General features: G+C 63.4%; 14 protein-coding genes. 5 read left to right on the forward strand and 9 right to left on the reverse strand.

The window, feature by feature from the left end; all coding sequences use genetic code 11:
• Window positions 1–63 precede the first annotated feature (63 nt).
• From NYR97_RS15200 to NYR97_RS15220, 4 genes are all read right to left on the reverse strand, one after another.
• Complete coding sequence (locus NYR97_RS15200; protein ID WP_316694313.1) at window positions 64–2,088, reverse strand: M2 family metallopeptidase; 2,025 nt, start codon at window positions 2,086–2,088, stop codon at window positions 64–66.
• A 720-nt stretch (window positions 2,089–2,808) separates the two neighbouring features.
• The gene (locus tag NYR97_RS15210; RefSeq protein WP_316694314.1) at window positions 2,809–4,464 is read right to left on the reverse strand and encodes a phosphoethanolamine transferase; all 1,656 of its coding nucleotides are present in this window, start codon (window positions 4,462–4,464) and stop codon (window positions 2,809–2,811) included.
• Window positions 4,461–5,225, reverse strand: a complete 765-nt coding sequence (locus NYR97_RS15215; RefSeq protein WP_316698262.1) for a phosphatase PAP2 family protein — start codon at window positions 5,223–5,225, stop codon at window positions 4,461–4,463. Before NYR97_RS15215 ends, NYR97_RS15210 begins: the two co-directional genes overlap by 4 nt.
• 98 nt (window positions 5,226–5,323) lie before the next feature.
• Window positions 5,324–7,057 carry an ArnT family glycosyltransferase gene (locus tag NYR97_RS15220; RefSeq protein ID WP_316694316.1) on the reverse strand — a complete coding sequence of 578 codons (1,734 nt, stop codon included), beginning with the start codon at window positions 7,055–7,057 and terminating at the stop codon, window positions 5,324–5,326.
• Between the two features lie 136 nt (window positions 7,058–7,193).
• Between NYR97_RS15220 and NYR97_RS15225 the strand changes: the two genes are divergently transcribed.
• Together NYR97_RS15225 and NYR97_RS15230 are read left to right on the forward strand one after the other, a co-directional pair.
• A complete protein-coding gene (locus tag NYR97_RS15225; RefSeq protein WP_205392100.1) occupies window positions 7,194–7,910 on the forward strand; it encodes a response regulator transcription factor in 717 nt (238 codons plus the stop codon).
• Window positions 7,903–9,201 (forward strand): sensor histidine kinase, encoded by a 1,299-nt coding sequence (locus NYR97_RS15230; RefSeq protein ID WP_316694319.1) that lies wholly within the window; start codon window positions 7,903–7,905, stop codon window positions 9,199–9,201. The genes NYR97_RS15225 and NYR97_RS15230 overlap by 8 nt, the downstream gene beginning before the upstream one ends.
• Before the next feature lie 171 nt (window positions 9,202–9,372).
• On the opposite strand, the gene NYR97_RS15235 is transcribed toward NYR97_RS15230, so the two are convergent.
• The 5 genes from NYR97_RS15235 to NYR97_RS15255 all read right to left on the reverse strand — a co-directional run bounded on the left by NYR97_RS15235 (window position 9,373) and on the right by NYR97_RS15255 (window position 12,465).
• Window positions 9,373–9,822: a hypothetical protein gene (locus NYR97_RS15235; RefSeq protein ID WP_210763534.1), complete on the reverse strand. Its 450-nt coding sequence runs from the start codon at window positions 9,820–9,822 to the stop codon at window positions 9,373–9,375.
• A gap of 187 nt (window positions 9,823–10,009) precedes the next feature.
• Entirely contained in the window at window positions 10,010–10,267 is a 258-nt protein-coding gene (gene minE, locus NYR97_RS15240) for a cell division topological specificity factor MinE (RefSeq protein WP_005994583.1), read from the reverse strand.
• A gap of 2 nt (window positions 10,268–10,269) precedes the next feature.
• Window positions 10,270–11,079: a septum site-determining protein MinD gene (gene minD, locus NYR97_RS15245; protein WP_006450025.1), complete on the reverse strand. Its 810-nt coding sequence runs from the start codon at window positions 11,077–11,079 to the stop codon at window positions 10,270–10,272.
• Window positions 11,080–11,115: 36 nt separating this feature from the next.
• Window positions 11,116–11,862, reverse strand: a complete 747-nt coding sequence (gene minC / locus NYR97_RS15250; protein WP_115038229.1) for a septum site-determining protein MinC — start codon at window positions 11,860–11,862, stop codon at window positions 11,116–11,118.
• Window positions 11,863–11,865: 3 nt separating this feature from the next.
• Window positions 11,866–12,465: a GNAT family N-acetyltransferase gene (locus tag NYR97_RS15255; protein WP_316694327.1), complete on the reverse strand. Its 600-nt coding sequence runs from the start codon at window positions 12,463–12,465 to the stop codon at window positions 11,866–11,868.
• Between the two features lie 219 nt (window positions 12,466–12,684).
• Here NYR97_RS15255 and NYR97_RS15260 point away from each other — a divergent pair, with 219 nt between their 5' ends.
• The 3 genes from NYR97_RS15260 to NYR97_RS15270 all read left to right on the forward strand — a co-directional run bounded on the left by NYR97_RS15260 (window position 12,685) and on the right by NYR97_RS15270 (window position 16,090).
• A complete protein-coding gene (locus NYR97_RS15260) occupies window positions 12,685–13,881 on the forward strand; it encodes a sensor histidine kinase (protein WP_023903105.1) in 1,197 nt (398 codons plus the stop codon).
• Entirely contained in the window at window positions 13,882–14,523 is a 642-nt protein-coding gene (locus NYR97_RS15265) for a response regulator (protein ID WP_006450021.1), read from the forward strand.
• A gap of 397 nt (window positions 14,524–14,920) precedes the next feature.
• Window positions 14,921–16,090, forward strand: coding sequence for a polyketide cyclase (locus NYR97_RS15270; protein ID WP_168957959.1), 1,170 nt, complete (start codon window positions 14,921–14,923; stop codon window positions 16,088–16,090).
• Window positions 16,091–16,098 lie beyond the last annotated feature (8 nt).

Consider the following 16,098-nt stretch of genomic DNA (forward strand, 5'->3'; position numbering starts at 1 on the left):
ATCAAATGAATGTTATGCGGCGGCCAGTGTCTGGCTACCGCAGGGCGCTGGGTAGATGGGGCGTCAGCGCGTTGCAGCAGGCGCAGGCGCGTTGGCGGGTGCAGCAGGCGCAGTCGCCTGCCAGCCACACAGCTGCCCCTGATTCTGCTGCTTCAACCACGCGTTCATCGGTGCGAAATACTCCAGCATCGGGCCGGCATCCAGGCGGTCGTTGCCAGTGAGTTCCTTCAGCGTGGTCTGCCACGGTTGGCTGGAGCCACGCTGCAGCATCGACCAGAATTTCTGCCCGGCGTCCTTGTTGCCGTAAAAGCTGCATTCGTACAGCGGGCCTTGATGGCCGGCGGCTTCGCACAGGCCCTTGTAGAACTGGAACTGCAGGATGTGCGCGAGAAAATAACGGGTGTACGGCGTATTGCCTGGCACATGGTACTTGGCGCCGGCATCGAAGAACTCTTCGCCGCGCGCGCTTGCCGGCGCGACGCCCTGGTACTTGGCCTTGAGTTCCCACCAGGCCTGGTTGTAATGCTCGGGCGTGATCGAGCCATCGAACACGCCCCAGCGCCAGCGGTCGATCATCAAGCCGAACGGCAGGAAGGCGACCTTGCTCAGCGCCATGCGCATCTGCGAATTGATCAGTGCCTCGCGGCCGGTTTGCTGTTCGCCCACCATGCCGATCGATTGCAGATACTTGGGCGTCATCGCCAGCACGATGGTGTCGCCGATCGCTTCGTGAAAACCATCGTTGGCGCCATTCTGGAACAGCGGCGGTAGCGGGTTATAGGCCAGGTCGTAATAGATGTGGCCGAGCTCGTGATAGATGGTGGTGAAGTCTTCTTCGGTCGGGTTGATGCACATCTTGGTACGCACGTCCGCGCCGATGTTCCGGTTCGCCTCGCCGCCCATGTTCATGTCCCACGCGCTGGCGTGACAGACCACGTCGCGATCCAGCGGTTTGATGAACTGCGAGCGTTGCCAGTAGGTGTCGGGAAGCTTGGGCATGCCGAGCGAGGTGTAGAACTCCTGCGCACGCTCGGTCATCTGCTTTGCGGTGCGCAGTTGCGCTTCGCGTTCGGCCTGGAAGCGTGCACCGCTACCGCCTTCTCCGGTATTGGCCACATTGCGTGCCAGCACCGCGCTCAGATTGCCCTGGTATTGTTTTTCCAGCGCAGCGGTGATGTCCAGATCGCCGGCGCCCGGATACGGTTGCAGCAGATCCCACAGGTTGCTCCAGTCCTGCTGCCACATGTTGCCCATCAGATGCGCGGGCAACATGCCGCCGGCGACCTCGCCCTTGTCCTTGCCATACTGCGTATCGAGCTTGCCGCGTGCGTAGCATTGCAGTTGCGCGTACAGCGGTTTGACCTGCTCCCACAGGCGGTCGGTTTCGCTCGCCAGCTGCGCAGGTGGCATGTCGTAACCGCTGCGCCACAGCACACCGACATCGGCAAAACCGAGCCCGCGTGCGCCTTCATTAGCGAGCTCGGCAAAGCGCTGGTAATCCTTGCGCATGGGTTGCGCGGTGGCGTGCCAACCTTGCCAGGCGTCGAGTTGTTCGTTGTAGTCGCGGCTGCGCGCCAGCACCTGTTCCAGCTCACCCAACTGGCGGCAGCGGCGCTGTTCGCCCTCGCCGATGCAGTAACGCGCCGCGCCGTAATCGCCTTCCATCTTGGCGGCGATCTGGGTCAGTTCGGCCAGCTTGGTCGGGTCGTGTGGGGCGGGCAGGGCGCTCATCAATGTCAGTAATTGCAACGCGCGCGCGCTGTCGGCCGACATCGGCAGGCCGGCGTATTGCTTGGCTTGTTCGATCCAGCGATCCAGCTGCGCCAGCTGGCGTTCGTTGGCCTTGGCCGCCAGCAACTGCGAGTCGCCATTGATGTAGGTCGACGACAGCCACTGCGCTGCGGTGAGTTCCGGATACGCGGCTTTGTATTCGGCGCTGATGCGCGCAACGAACTGGTCGGCGCTTTCGGCAGGCGCGGCCTTGGTGGCTGCGGGTTTGGCCGGCGGGGCCGCATCCTGGCGGCAGGCCGACAACGACAGGGTGCCGGCAGCGACAGTCAATGCCAGCAGAAGCAAACGAGGATTCACGGATGGTCCTTGCGGTGAAGTCCGACGAAGGCTAGAGCGCGCCGCGACTCAGGGCAAGCGGTGTCGCCACGCATGCGACGCAGATAGCTACCAATCCATGTGTGGCTAGTGGAGCAGCCAACAAAACTACTGGCTCACTGCCAGGCGGGCGCGGCCCGTGCTCGGTGCGGGATGTATCACGCCGGCCTTGCGACTCTGAGCGCGTCGTCCACACGTACCTGCTCATTGCTCGCGACGTTTTGTCAGCTACTTATCAGCTACTAATAAGACAGTGAGATAGTGGTTGTCTCGGAGTGCTTGGACAATTTGGATAGGTCACTTGTGGAGCGAAGATCTGCTGGTTTGCTGCAGGGCCCTTGCCCGCCCACCATCGCGGGACACGCCGCAAGTACGTCCGTGTAGGCTCTTACGCGGCATCCATGCCGCGTAAGGTCCCGCGACGGTGGGCGGGCAAGGACCAGTTGAGCTGGTCGGTGTGCATGTTTTCAACAAAGCCACCTACAAACTGTCTGGTGCGGTGTCCTCGCCGATTGCGGGACCGTGTGGCGGCATGGATGCCGCCACCGAGCCTACATGGACGTACTTGCGGCGTGTCCCGCGAGCGGCGAGGGCACCGCGCCCTCGACTAATTGCTTTGGGCTCTGGACTCGTCCATCCGTACGCGAACCAACGCGGCAGGCGTGATCTTCTCACCGGTTCCGGGAAATATCCAAACTGCGTTCATCCTGCGCATTGTGCAAACAGATCGCGCTCGCGTGCGTAGACACTGGTCTTGACCTGCATCAGACCCAGGATCGAGGGGAACAAGGCATCGTGATCGGTGTACTGACCGGCGCGGTGACGCAGGCAGGTTTCATCCAGGCCGCGATCGCGCGCGAATTCCGGCGAGAACCACATCACCATCGGCACGTGGGTCTGCTCCTTGGGCGCAATCGCATACGGCACGCCATGCAGATACAGGCCTTTTTCGCCGAGTGATTCGCCGTGATCGGAGACGTAGATCATCGCGGTGTCGTAGTCCTGCAAACCGCGCAGCGTATGGATGGCCTGATTGAGAAAATGGTCGGTATAGCCGATGGAATTGTCGTAGGCATTGACGATGTCCTGTCGGCTGCAGCTGCCCAGATCGGCGGTTTTACACACCGGTTTGAAGCGTTCGAAATGCGCCGGGTAGCGTTCGAAGTAACTCGGTCCATGGCTGCCCAGTTGATGCAGCACCACGACGCGATCGCCGGGCTTGGCGCGCACCTGTGCGGCCAGGTCGCTGAGGAGAATCTCGTCCATGCAGCGGCCGTCGGCACATAATCCCGGTGTGGTGGCATCGTCCAGCTTCTGAAGCTCCAGGCCATCGCACACGCCCTTGCAGCCCGACTGGTTGTCGCGCCACAGCGTGGAAATGCCGGCGTGATCGAGTACATGCAGCAGCGACTGATGGCCACGGATCATGTCTTCGTTGTAATCGCGCCGGCCAAACGGCGAGAACATGCAGGGCACCGACACTTCGGTGCTGGTGCCGCACGAATGCATGTCCGGGAAGTTGATCACCCCGGCCTGCGCCAGCTCCGGCGTGGTCTGGCGTGCGTAACCATTAAGGCCCCAGTTCTGCGCACGTGCGGTTTCGCCCAGGACCACCAGCAACAAACGTGGGCGGCTTCCGGCAGCACGTGGCGTGGCCATTGCATCGTGTTCGATCGGTTGCTTGGGCGCGTGCTTGATCGGCGAATCGGATTTGAGGTTCTGTCGCAACGCCACGATGTAATTGATCGGCGTGGCCAGGTAACGCACCTCGCGGTGATTGCGCATCAACGCGGAAATATCCTGGAACGACAGCATGGTGCCTGCCGCGCCCACCACTGCCACTAGCAGCAGAAAGCCGGCGCGAATCGCCAGCGACTTGCCGATGCTGCGTGCGCGCAAACGGGTGCGCCATAACAGCGTTGTTGGGATCAGGAAGTAGCACACCAGCGGCAGGATCAAGCCAGGGGTGAGCAGTTCGCGCGATTCCTTGTGGTCGGTATGCAGCACGTTGCGCAGCATGTCCGCATCCAGATAGACGTTGTAGCTGTCCATGTAATGCGCAGCCAACGCGGTGGTGAACAGCAGCACCGTCAGTAGCGGTTTCGCATTCCAGCGCCAGACCAGCAAGCCCAACAGCAAGGCATGGACGGCCAGCAGCAGCGCCATCAACGAGATGGCAAAACCAATGCTGCCTGGATGCGTCGCCATCGCCGTGCGCCAGAACAACTGGTTGCACACCAGGGCGAAAAACAGGCTCGACAGCAGGACCAGTGTCTCGGTCGATACGGTCGGCCGGGTACTCCAGGTCAGCGCACGCGGGCGCGCTTGCCCTTGCGGCTCCGGTAGCCAGGTACTCATGCTGCATCCCCCGATTGCAACATCAAACCACGCTTGTGATGCGGCCGAGCCAGCATCACGCAGTAAAGTACCAGTGCGCTGACCCAACACACCGCCAACGACCATAGGTCGTGCGAGAGAAAATGCGCGCCGCGCAGTTGTTGTGCAATCCCGAAAATGAGACCTGCTGCTAGACCTGCGAACAAACCTGTAAAGCGCCATGCAGGTCGTAGAGACAGCGCACAGAAATACAGCGCCACCCACGCATAACCGGCGCTTGCATGGCCGGCGGGAAAACACCCGGACGCAGCAATGCCATGGCGCGACTCAAATAAACCGATCATTGCCTGCGTACCGCCATAACGGCTCAGGTCCCAGGGGCAATCCATCGCTGTCCATGATTTAAGTAGCGACACCAGCGAGGTCGACAGTGCGATCGATGCAGCGAGATACGTCAGTGGCCAGCGCAATGCACGCCTGCGTGGAGTAAACCAAGCGGCCACAGCCAGCAGTAACACGCAAACTCCGGCAGTTGTGCTCAACCATTTGCCGGCGCGATGCACAACGCCGCTGGTAAACCAATGCTCCTTGAGCAGCCATTGCCCGCCTTCCAGGCGATACAGCACATCGGCTATCCACTGGTCGCCACCGGCGCCCATCAGCAGTGCGCTGAGCAACAGCACACCCGTCAGCGGCATCCATAGATGGCGAACAAAAAAACGCGCCCGCACATCAGGGGCGATGCGCACCAGAACTGGCGCAAGGACGGGAAGCGTGCTCATCGGCATGTCGGTCTGTGTCATTGCCCGGCATCTTCGAAACCCGGATGTCGGAGAGCGGTCGGACCGGAGTTGCCCAGCCGTTAATCGACACCGAGCATTCAGTCTGTATCGCCATCGCTACCGGTTTGTTCGGTGTCGGACGCAGTGGCGTTGCAACCGGCATGCCACGCGGTGCCAGGCACCAGTTGCCATTGATTGCGATTGGATTCGCCGATATCGATGCGTTGCGCCGGAGCGATACACGCTGGTACAGCCTGCTTGAGCACGAATAACCAACGTTTCTCCGGCGCGTGTGCAAGCCACGGACCGGCCTTGTCCCATTGCTGCTGCCAAGACGTCTTGAAGCCGAAGTCGGTCACTGCCCGATCCGCCTGCAGCATGTTCTGCTCGCGCCAGGCCAGCATGCCGAGTTCGGCATCCGGGCCGATGCGTTGACCGACACGCTGCATCAATCGCGCGGCCGAGCTATAGGGATCCAATGCCGGCATCAAACCCAGGCCGTATACGATCCACAGCGCTGCGGTCACCACCACCACCGCAGTGCCGGCGCGTTTGCCGCGCGACCATGCGATCGCTGCCAGGCCGACCACGCCCAGGGCGATCAACCAGACACCCACCGGCTGCATCGAGGCCAGATCCATTCCGCGCTTGAGTGCGGTGTTTTCCGCCCAATGCAGATGCAGTGCGATCCCGACACCCAATGCCAGTGCGGCCACCGCAAGCAGCAGCACATAGCCGGTCAGCAACACGCGGATACCGCGTTTGCGCAGCAGCCCGGCCAATAGCGGTGCGGCGGCAATACACAACGCCGGCAGCATCGGAAAGATATACACCTCACGCTTGCCCGGGCTGGCGCTGAAGAACACCAGCACCAACACGCTCCAGGCAAGCAGCAGCACATAGCGCGGATCGCCGCGCCGTAGTCGTCGCCACCAGGCCGGCAGCAACCAGGGCAACAACAGGCAGTCGGGCAACCACAGTGTGGCGATCACCTGCAGGTAGTACCAGGCCGGCTTCACGTGATGCCACGCGTGTGCGTAACGGGTGCCGGTCTGCTTGAACAACAACTCATGCGCGTACGCATGCAGCACCGGGTCGTTGCTTTGCAGTAGCGCGATGCAAAGCGGCCCCAGCCACACCGCAGTGCCGGCCAGAAACGCCGGCAGCACCAACAACCAGCTGCGCCCTGCCTGCGTACGCGCCGGCAGCACACTCCAGTGCCTGCGCGGCAGCGCCATCCACGGCAGCAACAGCAGCAGTGGCAAAAAGCCCACGCCCTTGGTCACCGTTCCCACGCCGGCCGCGAACACTCCCAGCGTCCATGCGCGCCAGTCCGGCCCGCGCAGCAGATGCCGCAGCATCCCCCACAACGACAGCGTGGTCAGCGCCACCAGCACCATGTCGATCTGCGCACGCTTGGCCATCAGGCCGAACTGCAGCACCGCAAACAAGGCCAGCACCGCATGGCGCGCCACGCGCCGATTCCATAACCGCCGCGTCAGGTCCCAGGTCAGCCACAGCGTGGCCAGTGCCGCCAGCAGCGAAGGCAGCAGGAACGCGACGGGCCAGTGCGGCACCAGCTGATAACTGGCGGCCTGCAACCACATGAACACCGGTGGCTTTTCGGCATACAGCTCGCTACCGCGATGCGGCAGCAGCCACTGACCGGTCTCGACCATGCCGCGCGCGGCCAGCACAAAGCGGGGCTCGTCCGGCGGATTGGGCTGACGTAAGCCAAGGCCGGCCAGCAGGCTGACAACGATCAGCGCCAGCGCAACCAGCAGCATGCGTGGACGGGACACAGCGGCAGAGATGGCAGGCGACACGTACACGCTCTGATGAAAGTGGCGGAACACTATCCGGCAAGCAGGTCGGAATTCTGTCGGAAGCACCGGTAACGGCTGCGTTTGGCCAGGCTCGGTTAGGATGCGCAAATCGTCCCTGCCGGGCCGCCCTGGAAACCTGCTCATGCGGCTACTGGTCATCGAAGACAACCGCAACATGGTTGCCAATCTGTTCGAGTATTTCGAAGCGCGGGGGCACACCCTGGACGCCGCGCCGGACGGCATCACCGGCCTGCACCTGGCCACCACCCAGCATTACGACGTGCTGGTGCTGGACTGGATGATGCCGCGCATGGACGGCCCGGAAGTGCTGCGCCGCCTGCGCGAGCAGCACCAGTCCGAGTTGCCGGTGATCATGCTCACCGCGCGCGACGAACTGCCCGACAAGATCGCCGGGTTCCGCGCCGGAGCCGACGACTACCTGACCAAGCCCTTCGCGCTGCCCGAACTGGAAGTGCGCATCGAAGCCTTGCTGGCGCGCGCACACGGCCGCCGTCGCGGCAAGCTGCTGCAGGTGGCCGACCTGCGCCTGGACCTGTCCACGCTGGAAGCCACCCGCGCCGGCCAGGTGCTGCATCTGTATCCGGCCTGCCGCAAGTTGCTGGAAGTGCTGATGCAGGCTAGTCCCGCCGCCGTTACCCGGCAGCGGCTGGAGCAATCGTTGTGGGCCGACGACCCGCCCGATGGCGACATGCTGCGCTCGCATATCTACGAATTGCGCCGCAGCGTGGACGGCCCGTTTGCGCAGAAGTTGATCCACACCTTGCCGCGGCTCGGCTACCGGCTGGCCGTGCTGGATGGCACCAGCGCGCTTGCCACAGGCGAATCCATCGATGGCTAAGCAGCGACCGTTGGGCCGCCGCGTTCTGGTGTGGTTGTTCGGCTACACGTTGTTGATGACGCTGGCGGTGTTCGGCACCGCGCAGTATCTGCACGAGCGCGCCGAACACGGCGTGTGGCGCTCGCTGCTCAACTCCGAACTGGACAGCATTCTGGACCGCAGCGCGCAGGATCCGGGTTACCGCTGGCAGGATTCGGACACCTTGCGGTTGTACCGCATCAATGACAGTGCGGCGTTGCCGCCGGTGCTGCGTACGCTGCATCCCGGCTTGCACGACGAGCTGGAAATCACCGGCCGCCAGAGTGCGGTGATGGTGCGCGACACCGCGCAGGCCGGTCGCCTGGCGCTGGTGCTGGACATCACCGATTTCGAAGCGCTGGAAAAATTTCTCACCCGCTGGATGCTCGCCGCGGGCATCGCGCTGATCAGCGTCACCTTGGTGATGGGCACCTATGCGATGGCGCGGCTGGTGCGGCCGTTGGTCGAGCTGGCGCGCGATATCGGCGCGCTGCGCCCGGAGCGACGCGCACAACGTATCGCCGTGGGCCCGCAGGGCAGTGCCGAGCTGTACGTCATCGCCGATGCGCTCAACGATTATCTCGAACGCAACGGCCAGTTCGTCGAACGCGAACGCTCCTTCATCGACAGCACCAGCCATGAGTTGCGCACCCCGATCGCGGTGATCGGCAATGCCGCCGAACTGGCGCTGGAACAGCCCGGTACACCGCCTGCGGTGCGTCATCAGCTCGAGCGCATCGCGCACACCAGCGGTGCGGTGGAACAGCTCATCACCTTGTTGCTGGTGCTGGCCAAGGACCCCGGACGGCTGAGCTGCGGCAGCGACACGCTGCGCCTGGATCAGCTATTGCCGGAGATCGTCGCCGACCACGCGCATCTGTGCGCCGACAAGGATCTGCAGGTGCTCATCGACCCATTGCCGCCGTGCAGCCTGACCGCGCCGGTGGCCATCGTGCAGACCGCCATCGGCAACCTGCTGCGCAACGCGATCGAGAACAGCGATCGCGGCATCATCCGCGTTTCGCTCTCTCCACCGGGCGTGGTGCGCATCGCCGACCCGGGCCATGGCATGACGCCGGAAGAAATCAGTGCCATCTATGCGCGGCTGGCACGCGGCAACGCGCGGCAGGGCAACGGCATCGGGCTGGAGTTGATCGGGCGCCTATGCGAGCACCTGGGCTGGCATCTGCATCTGGATTCCAGCGCAGGGCAGGGCACGGTGGCGACGCTGGATCTGTCCGGCTCGACGATTGCGACCGGGCTGCCGGGATAAATAGTCGCAATGCGTGTTGTACGCGTAGCGCTCATCGCATCGGCGGCCGTGCGCGTGCTGCTGAGTGCCGCTCGATCGAGAAAAAAAACTGCAGGACGAACCACGCTGCATCGCCGACTACGTCAGTAGCGTGAATCGCGAATCCGCAGTTTTATCAAGACCGCGCAGCACTTAAGCCGGCAACAACCCGCGCTCGCTCAACCAGCGACGCGCGTTTTCCGCATCCTGCTCGAACCATGCGCGCGTGGATCCCAGCCGGTACGTATAGCCCCAGGTATCCATGTCGGTCATCAGGCGCGCGCTGCCCACGCCGGGCAACTGATCGGCCAGCAGGATCTGCAGATAACAGGTCGCGTCTTCTTCGTCCACCGAGTCGGTGGCATCGGTATGCACGGCGGCACGCTTGTCTGCCGGCAACACGATCAGATGCCCGGCCTCATGCAGCAGCGAATGCACCGGCGTGTCGTCGCGCACGTAGACATCGCAACCGATGATGCCGGCCTCCGGCTCGCCCCAGAAACTGCCCGGGATCGGCGCGCCCGCATCCACGCGATGCAGGCGCAGGCCATAACGTGCGAGCAGCGCGGCGGGTGCGTCCAGGCCGATATCGGCCACGCACATTACAGTGGCAGATTCGGATTCGGAGTCGAATGCGAAAGAAGAATCGATGGTCACGCGGGAGAGCTCGCGGTCGGGTCACACGTTAAAACGGCACCGTGCAAACACGGTGCCGTCCAGAGGATGTGGAGTGGCTAACACAACGTTGCGAGCAGCCTGGCGGTGATCGCAGTCGTTCCGCCGGCCACTCTTACTTGTCGCCGTCTTCCGGCAACGCGACCGAAATATCCAGCACGTCGTGTTCGCCGTCCTTGACCAGATCAACCCGCACCGCATCGGCGTCGATGTTGACGTACTTCTTGATCACTTCCAGCAATTCGCGCTGCAGCAGCGGCAGGTAGTCCGGACCTCCGCGATGGTTGCGCTCCTGCGCAATGATGATCTGCAGGCGGTTTTTGGCCGTCTCGGCGGTGTTCTTCTTGCTCTTGAGAAAATCGAGCAGGCCCATGCTTACCCTCCGAACAGCTTGCTGAAGAAGCCTTTCTTCTCCACGGATGTGAATCGCATCGGGCGGTCTTCGCCCATGATGCGGGCGACCGCGTCGTCGTACGCCATGCCGGCCGGCGACTCGGCATCCAGGATCACCGGCTCGCCCTTGTTGGAAGCGTTGAGCACATCACCGGATTCGGGAATGATGCCGATGGCCTTGAGGCCGAGCACTTCCTCCACGTCGGTGATGCTGAGCATTTCGCCTCCTTCCACGCGGCCCGGGCTGTAGCGGGTCAGCAGCAGGAACGCAGGAACGGTCTTGCCTTCCTCGGCCTTGCGGGTCTTGGAATCGAGCAGGCCGATGATGCGGTCGGAGTCGCGCACCGAAGACACTTCCGGGTTGACCACCACCACCGCGCGGTCGGCAAAATACATCGCCAGGAACGCGCCTTTTTCGATGCCGGCCGGCGAATCGCAGACGATGTACTCGAAGCCGTCGGCAACCAGATCCTTGAGCACCTTCTCCACGCCTTCCTGGGTCAGCGCATCCTTGTCGCGGGTCTGCGAGGCAGCCAGCACGTACAGGTTGTCGAAGCGCTTGTCCTTGATCAGCGACTGCTTGAGCGTGGCCTCGCCATGCACGACGTTGACGAAGTCGTACACCACGCGCCGCTCGCAGCCCATGATCAGGTCCAGGTTGCGCAGACCGACGTCGAAGTCGATGACGGCGACCTTCTTGCCGCGCTTTGCCAGCCCGCAGGCCAGGCTCGCGCTGGTGGTGGTCTTGCCGACGCCGCCCTTGCCGGAGGTGACTACGATGATTTCAGCCAAAGGATTTCTCCGAAATATTTCAGTGGTTGGGCTGCGTCAGTCCAGCGCAGCGATCTTGATCTGATCCTGCTCCAGCCAGACCTGGACGGCCTTGCCACGCAGTTCCATGGGGACATCGTCCAGCACCTTGTAGTGGCCAGCGATGGCGACCAGTTCGGCGTGGAAATCGCGGCAGAAGATGCGCGCGTCGGGATTGCCTTGCGCACCGGCCAACGCGCGGCCACGCAGGGTACCGTAGATATGGATGCTGCCGTCGGCGATCACCTCGGCGCCGGCACCCACCGTACTGAGTACGGTCAGGTCGCAGTTCTCCGCATACAGCTGCTGGCCCGAACGCACCGCGTTGCGTTGCATGCGGCCAGGTGCCGGGCGCACGACAGGCGCGGCGGGTTCGGCGCGTGCAGGTGGCGGCGGCGGAGGCGGTGGGCTCACCGCAGTGGGTTCGTATTGCGCACGGAACTTGGCCAGCAGCGGCACGCCGAGCTGTTGCGACAGCAGATCGATCTCGCTGGTGCCGTAGGCCAATGCAACCGGCAGCACGCCGGCCGCACGCAGACCATCCAGCAGCGCCTTGGCGGTGGTCACGTCGGGCAATTGCGACAGCCCACCGAAATCCAGGATCACCGCCGCACGCCCGAACAACTTGGGCGCGCGGGTCACTCGTTCCTGCATCTCGCGCAGCAGGCGCGGCACATCCAGCGTGCGCACGCGCAGATTGGCGATGCCCACCTGGCCGATCTTCAGTTCGCCGGCTTGTTCAAAATCCACATTCACGCTCGCCACGCCTCAGCTCCCCGTCGATACGTTGTCGGTGGCAGCGGCATGACGCGGCCGGCCGACCCACGGCAACTGCTCGGGCAACTTGCCGCCATAGGTCTCCTTGACCCAGGGATAGCTGCACATGTCTTTCATCAGCATGCTGGCGCGCACTTCCACATCGGCCATGGTGTTCTGGCCGACCTCGCGGAAGCCGAAGCTGCCATGGAACAGCAACGCCGCATCGGCGCCATGGTCCAGGAACACCTCGCAGGCCAGTTGCGGGTAGCGCAACTCGGTGTAGCTCTGCACATCGGCATAGAACGCACGCCCGACGCCACCACCGCGACGGCGGCTGGCGACCACGATGCGGTCGATGTAGAAAAATTCCGGATGACGGTCCCGGAACCAGGCGAAATTGCTGCTGTCATGCGCACTGCCGCTACCGAACCCGACCAGAAAGCCGGCCAGGTTGCCGTCGCGCTCGGCGACGCGAAAATATTCGGCCTGCTCGTAGAAGCGCTGCAGCTTGTTTGGATCCAGCGGCAGGATTGCCAGTCCGGCATTGTTGTTCAGGGCCAGGACGGAATCGAGCTCGTGCTCGCGCACGTCGCGGATAACGATCGACATTGGGACTCCGTGGGGTAACGCTCTCGACCCGAAATCGGATCTGCGTCGGATTATTACATGCGTGGCCTGAAGCGGCGACCCGGCATGCGCGCTCCGCTGGGCAGGCGGACGAGGAGGCGGCAGCGGCGCGCCGATGTCGGAGTGCGACTTGTCGCCAACGTGCCGATGCATGACTTCCGGCAAGAGGGCAGGGCCGCGCGTTACGCCTAAGATGCGTACATGTTGGGATACCTCAGTCATACGCGCGTCCTGCGCTTCGCCGGCCTGTTCACCTGGGCGATGATCGCCATGCCGTTGGTGTACACCTACTGGCCGGTTGCCGAAGAGGGCGACCACCGCAGCGTGGCCGAAGCCCTGCTGATGTCTGGGTTCTTCGTCGGCTTCGGCGCCAGCTACTTCTGGTTGACCCGCGGTTTGAACAGCGGCGGCCACGCGCACTGGTACGACCGGCTGATTCTGCTGCTGCTCACCATCTTCGCGCTGGCGGTCAGCTATCTGAGCGGAACCGGGCTGGGCAGCATCCTGATGATGGTGGCGGCCGGGGTGATCCCCTGGTTGCTGCCGCTGCGCATCGGGGTGGCCTGGCTGGTGCTCAGCCAGCTGGCGGTGCTGCCGGTGTTCTACTACCTGCGCCCGGACTTCACCCTGTTCGCCGCGTTGATGCAGTCGTTGTTGTACGGCGGCTTTTCGATGTTCATCTTCGTGACCAGCCTGGTCGCGCGCCAGCAGACCGATGCCCGTGAAGAACAGCGCAGGCTCAATGCCGAACTGCGCGCCACCCGCGCGCTGCTGGCCGAAAGCGCCCGCATCAACGAGCGCACCCGCATCTCGCGCGAGCTGCACGATCTGCTCGGCCACCACCTCACCGCGCTGAGCCTGAACCTAGAGGTGGCCGGCCACATCACCGAGGGCCAGGCCCAGGAACATGTGCGCCAGGCGCATACGCTGGCCAAGCTGCTGCTCACCGACGTGCGCGAGGCGGTCAGCCACCTGCGCGACAGCGGCGCCATCGATCTGGAAGCGGCCTTGCGCCCGCTGGTGACCCAGGTGCCTTCGCTGGACATCCATCTGGACATCGCCCAGCCGCTGACCCTGGACGACCCCGAGCGCGCCCACGTGCTGCTGCGCTGTACCCAGGAAATCATCACCAATGCGGTGCGCCATGCCGGTGCGCGCAACCTGTGGATCCAGGTGCGCCGCGATGCCGACAGCGTGCTGATCGATGCGCGCGACGACGGCCATGGCGCCGACACCGTGGCGCCCGGCAACGGATTGCGCGGCATGCGCGAACGCCTGAACCAGTATGGTGGTCAGCTCGAGATTCAAACCCGGCGGGGTGACGGCTTCGGCCTGCGCATCTCCGTTCCAGGCGCGCCGGCACTGATGCCTGCGGCCGTGACTCAAGGAGTGTTCTAGATGATCCGTGTGTGCCTGGTCGACGACCAAACCCTGGTACGCCAGGGCATCCGCTCGCTGCTGGCGCTGGACAACGGCATCGAAGTGGTCGCCGAGGCCTCCGATGGCAAGCAGGCGGTCGAGCAGATTCCGCAGATTCAGCCCGATGTGGTGCTGATGGACATGCGCATGCCGGTGATGTCCGGGCTGGAGGCGCTGCAGATGCTCTCGCGCAACGGCACGCTGCCGCCGACGATCATCCTGACCACCTTCGACGACGACCAACTGGTACTGGCCGGGCTCAAGGCCGGCGCCAAGGGCTATCTGCTCAAGGATGTCTCGCTGGAACAACTGGTCGGCGCGATCCGCACCGTGGCCGGCGGCGGCTCGCTGGTGCAGCCGGCGGTGACCCAGCGCCTGCTGTCGGGCCTGGAACACATGCGCAACGAGTTCGTCAGCCTGGACCGGCCCGACCCGCTGACCGACCGCGAGACCGAGATCCTGCGGCTGATGGCCAGCGGCTTCTCCAACAAGGAGATCGCCAATTCGCTGGGCGTGGCCGAGGGCACCATCAAGAATCACGTGTCCAATATTCTGTCCAAGCTCGGCGTGCGCGATCGCACCCGCGCGGTATTGAAGGCCTTCGAGCTGCAGTTGGTCTGACGGCATCGCCCCGCGGCGCCCAATCCCCGTCGGCGCTGAGGGGCCCGGCGCGCGGCGGCGCGTTCACCCTGCGGGCGTGCCTGATTCTGCGGTGCGATTCGCTGTGGCGCGTTGCTGCGCATCTGCATGGCAACAGGCTGAGGAGCAGGGCGAATGCGCCATGCCATCGCTGCATCACACACAGGCATCGCGCGATGTGCATGATAGCGGCGCGCAATCCGTCCAAACCCCTGCCTGGATTAGGATTGCGTCGCTGTGCAACGGCGTGTCTTGCGCTGGATGACACCGCAAGACCGCGCTACCCGTCGCACAACTGAACATCTTTCTCGAAGCCTGCTAGGATGGCGGCTTCGCTTCACTCAACCCGGCCGTGGGATCGGCCCCGGAGACCTCCTGAATGACCCGTATTATCGAGTTCCTGATCGCCTTGGGGATCGTGGCTGGCCTGTTTGTCGTAGTGGGCCTGGTGTTGCCCTCGGAGCGGCAGATGTCCGAGAGTGTTGAGACCAACCGCAGAATGACGATTGTTTACGACACCGTGAACAGCTTCCGTCGTTTCAAGGATTGGAACCCGCTCGTGCTGCGTGACCCCAAGCTCCAGCTGAAGCTGGCCGGCCCTGAAGAGGGCAAGGGTGCACGTATCGAGTACAGCTCCACCGAAGGTTACATCGGCAAGGGCAGCTGGGAGATCACCAACAGCGTCAAGAACGAGCGTGTTGAGATTTCGATCGACGATCCCACCAAGGGCTATGACAAGGTCACCAATTTCACCCTGGTGCCGACCGGCAAGAACAACAAGAACGTCAAGATCACCCAGGACTACAGCGTCAAGTACGGCTGGAACCTGTTCGGTCGGTATGCCGGCTTGTATGTCAGCCGCCACGTGGGCGACGACCTGAAACTGGGTCTGTCGCGCCTGGCGACCGCACTGGCCACCGTTCCCAATTTCGACTACCGCGCCGAGCTGGATGGCAAGCCGGTGTTGAGCGATCTCAAGATCGTCGATGTGCCGGCCGAGGACCTGTTGGTCGTCACCGCAGGCAACATCGATCGTGACAACGAGACGATCAAGAAGTCGATCAAGGACAACCAGGAGTGGATCAAGCGTGTGATGGATTCCAACGGCCTTGAGGCTGCGGGTCCGGTGCGCATCGTCACCACCGACTTCGCCTCCGACAAGTACGCCTTCGACGTCGTGCAGCCGGTGCGCAAGCGTGCCGGTGCGGCTCCCAAGCCGGATGCGGCCAAGGACGCTGCCAAGAAGGACGACGCCGCTGCCGCTGCTCCGGTCGATGCAACGCCGGTCGCCGCCACTGGCGAAGAGCTGAAGGTCAATATCCCGACCGAAGCACCGGTGAAGTACGAGCGCACCAAGGCACATCGCTCCGCCTATGCAACCTACGCAGGCCACATGGCCGGTCTGGATGCAGTGCGTAGCTCGCTGCGTGCCTGGTCTGCGACCAACGGCAACGACGTGACCGAGCGTCCGTACGAGTCGTGGAAGGCAGGCGTGGACAAGTCGTTTACGCCGGAAGGTGTCTACGATGTTTACTGGGCCATCAAGTAATCGTTTCA

This window comes from Xanthomonas hydrangeae, assembly GCF_032697525.1.
GTDB classification, from domain to species: domain Bacteria; phylum Pseudomonadota; class Gammaproteobacteria; order Xanthomonadales; family Xanthomonadaceae; genus Xanthomonas; species Xanthomonas hydrangeae.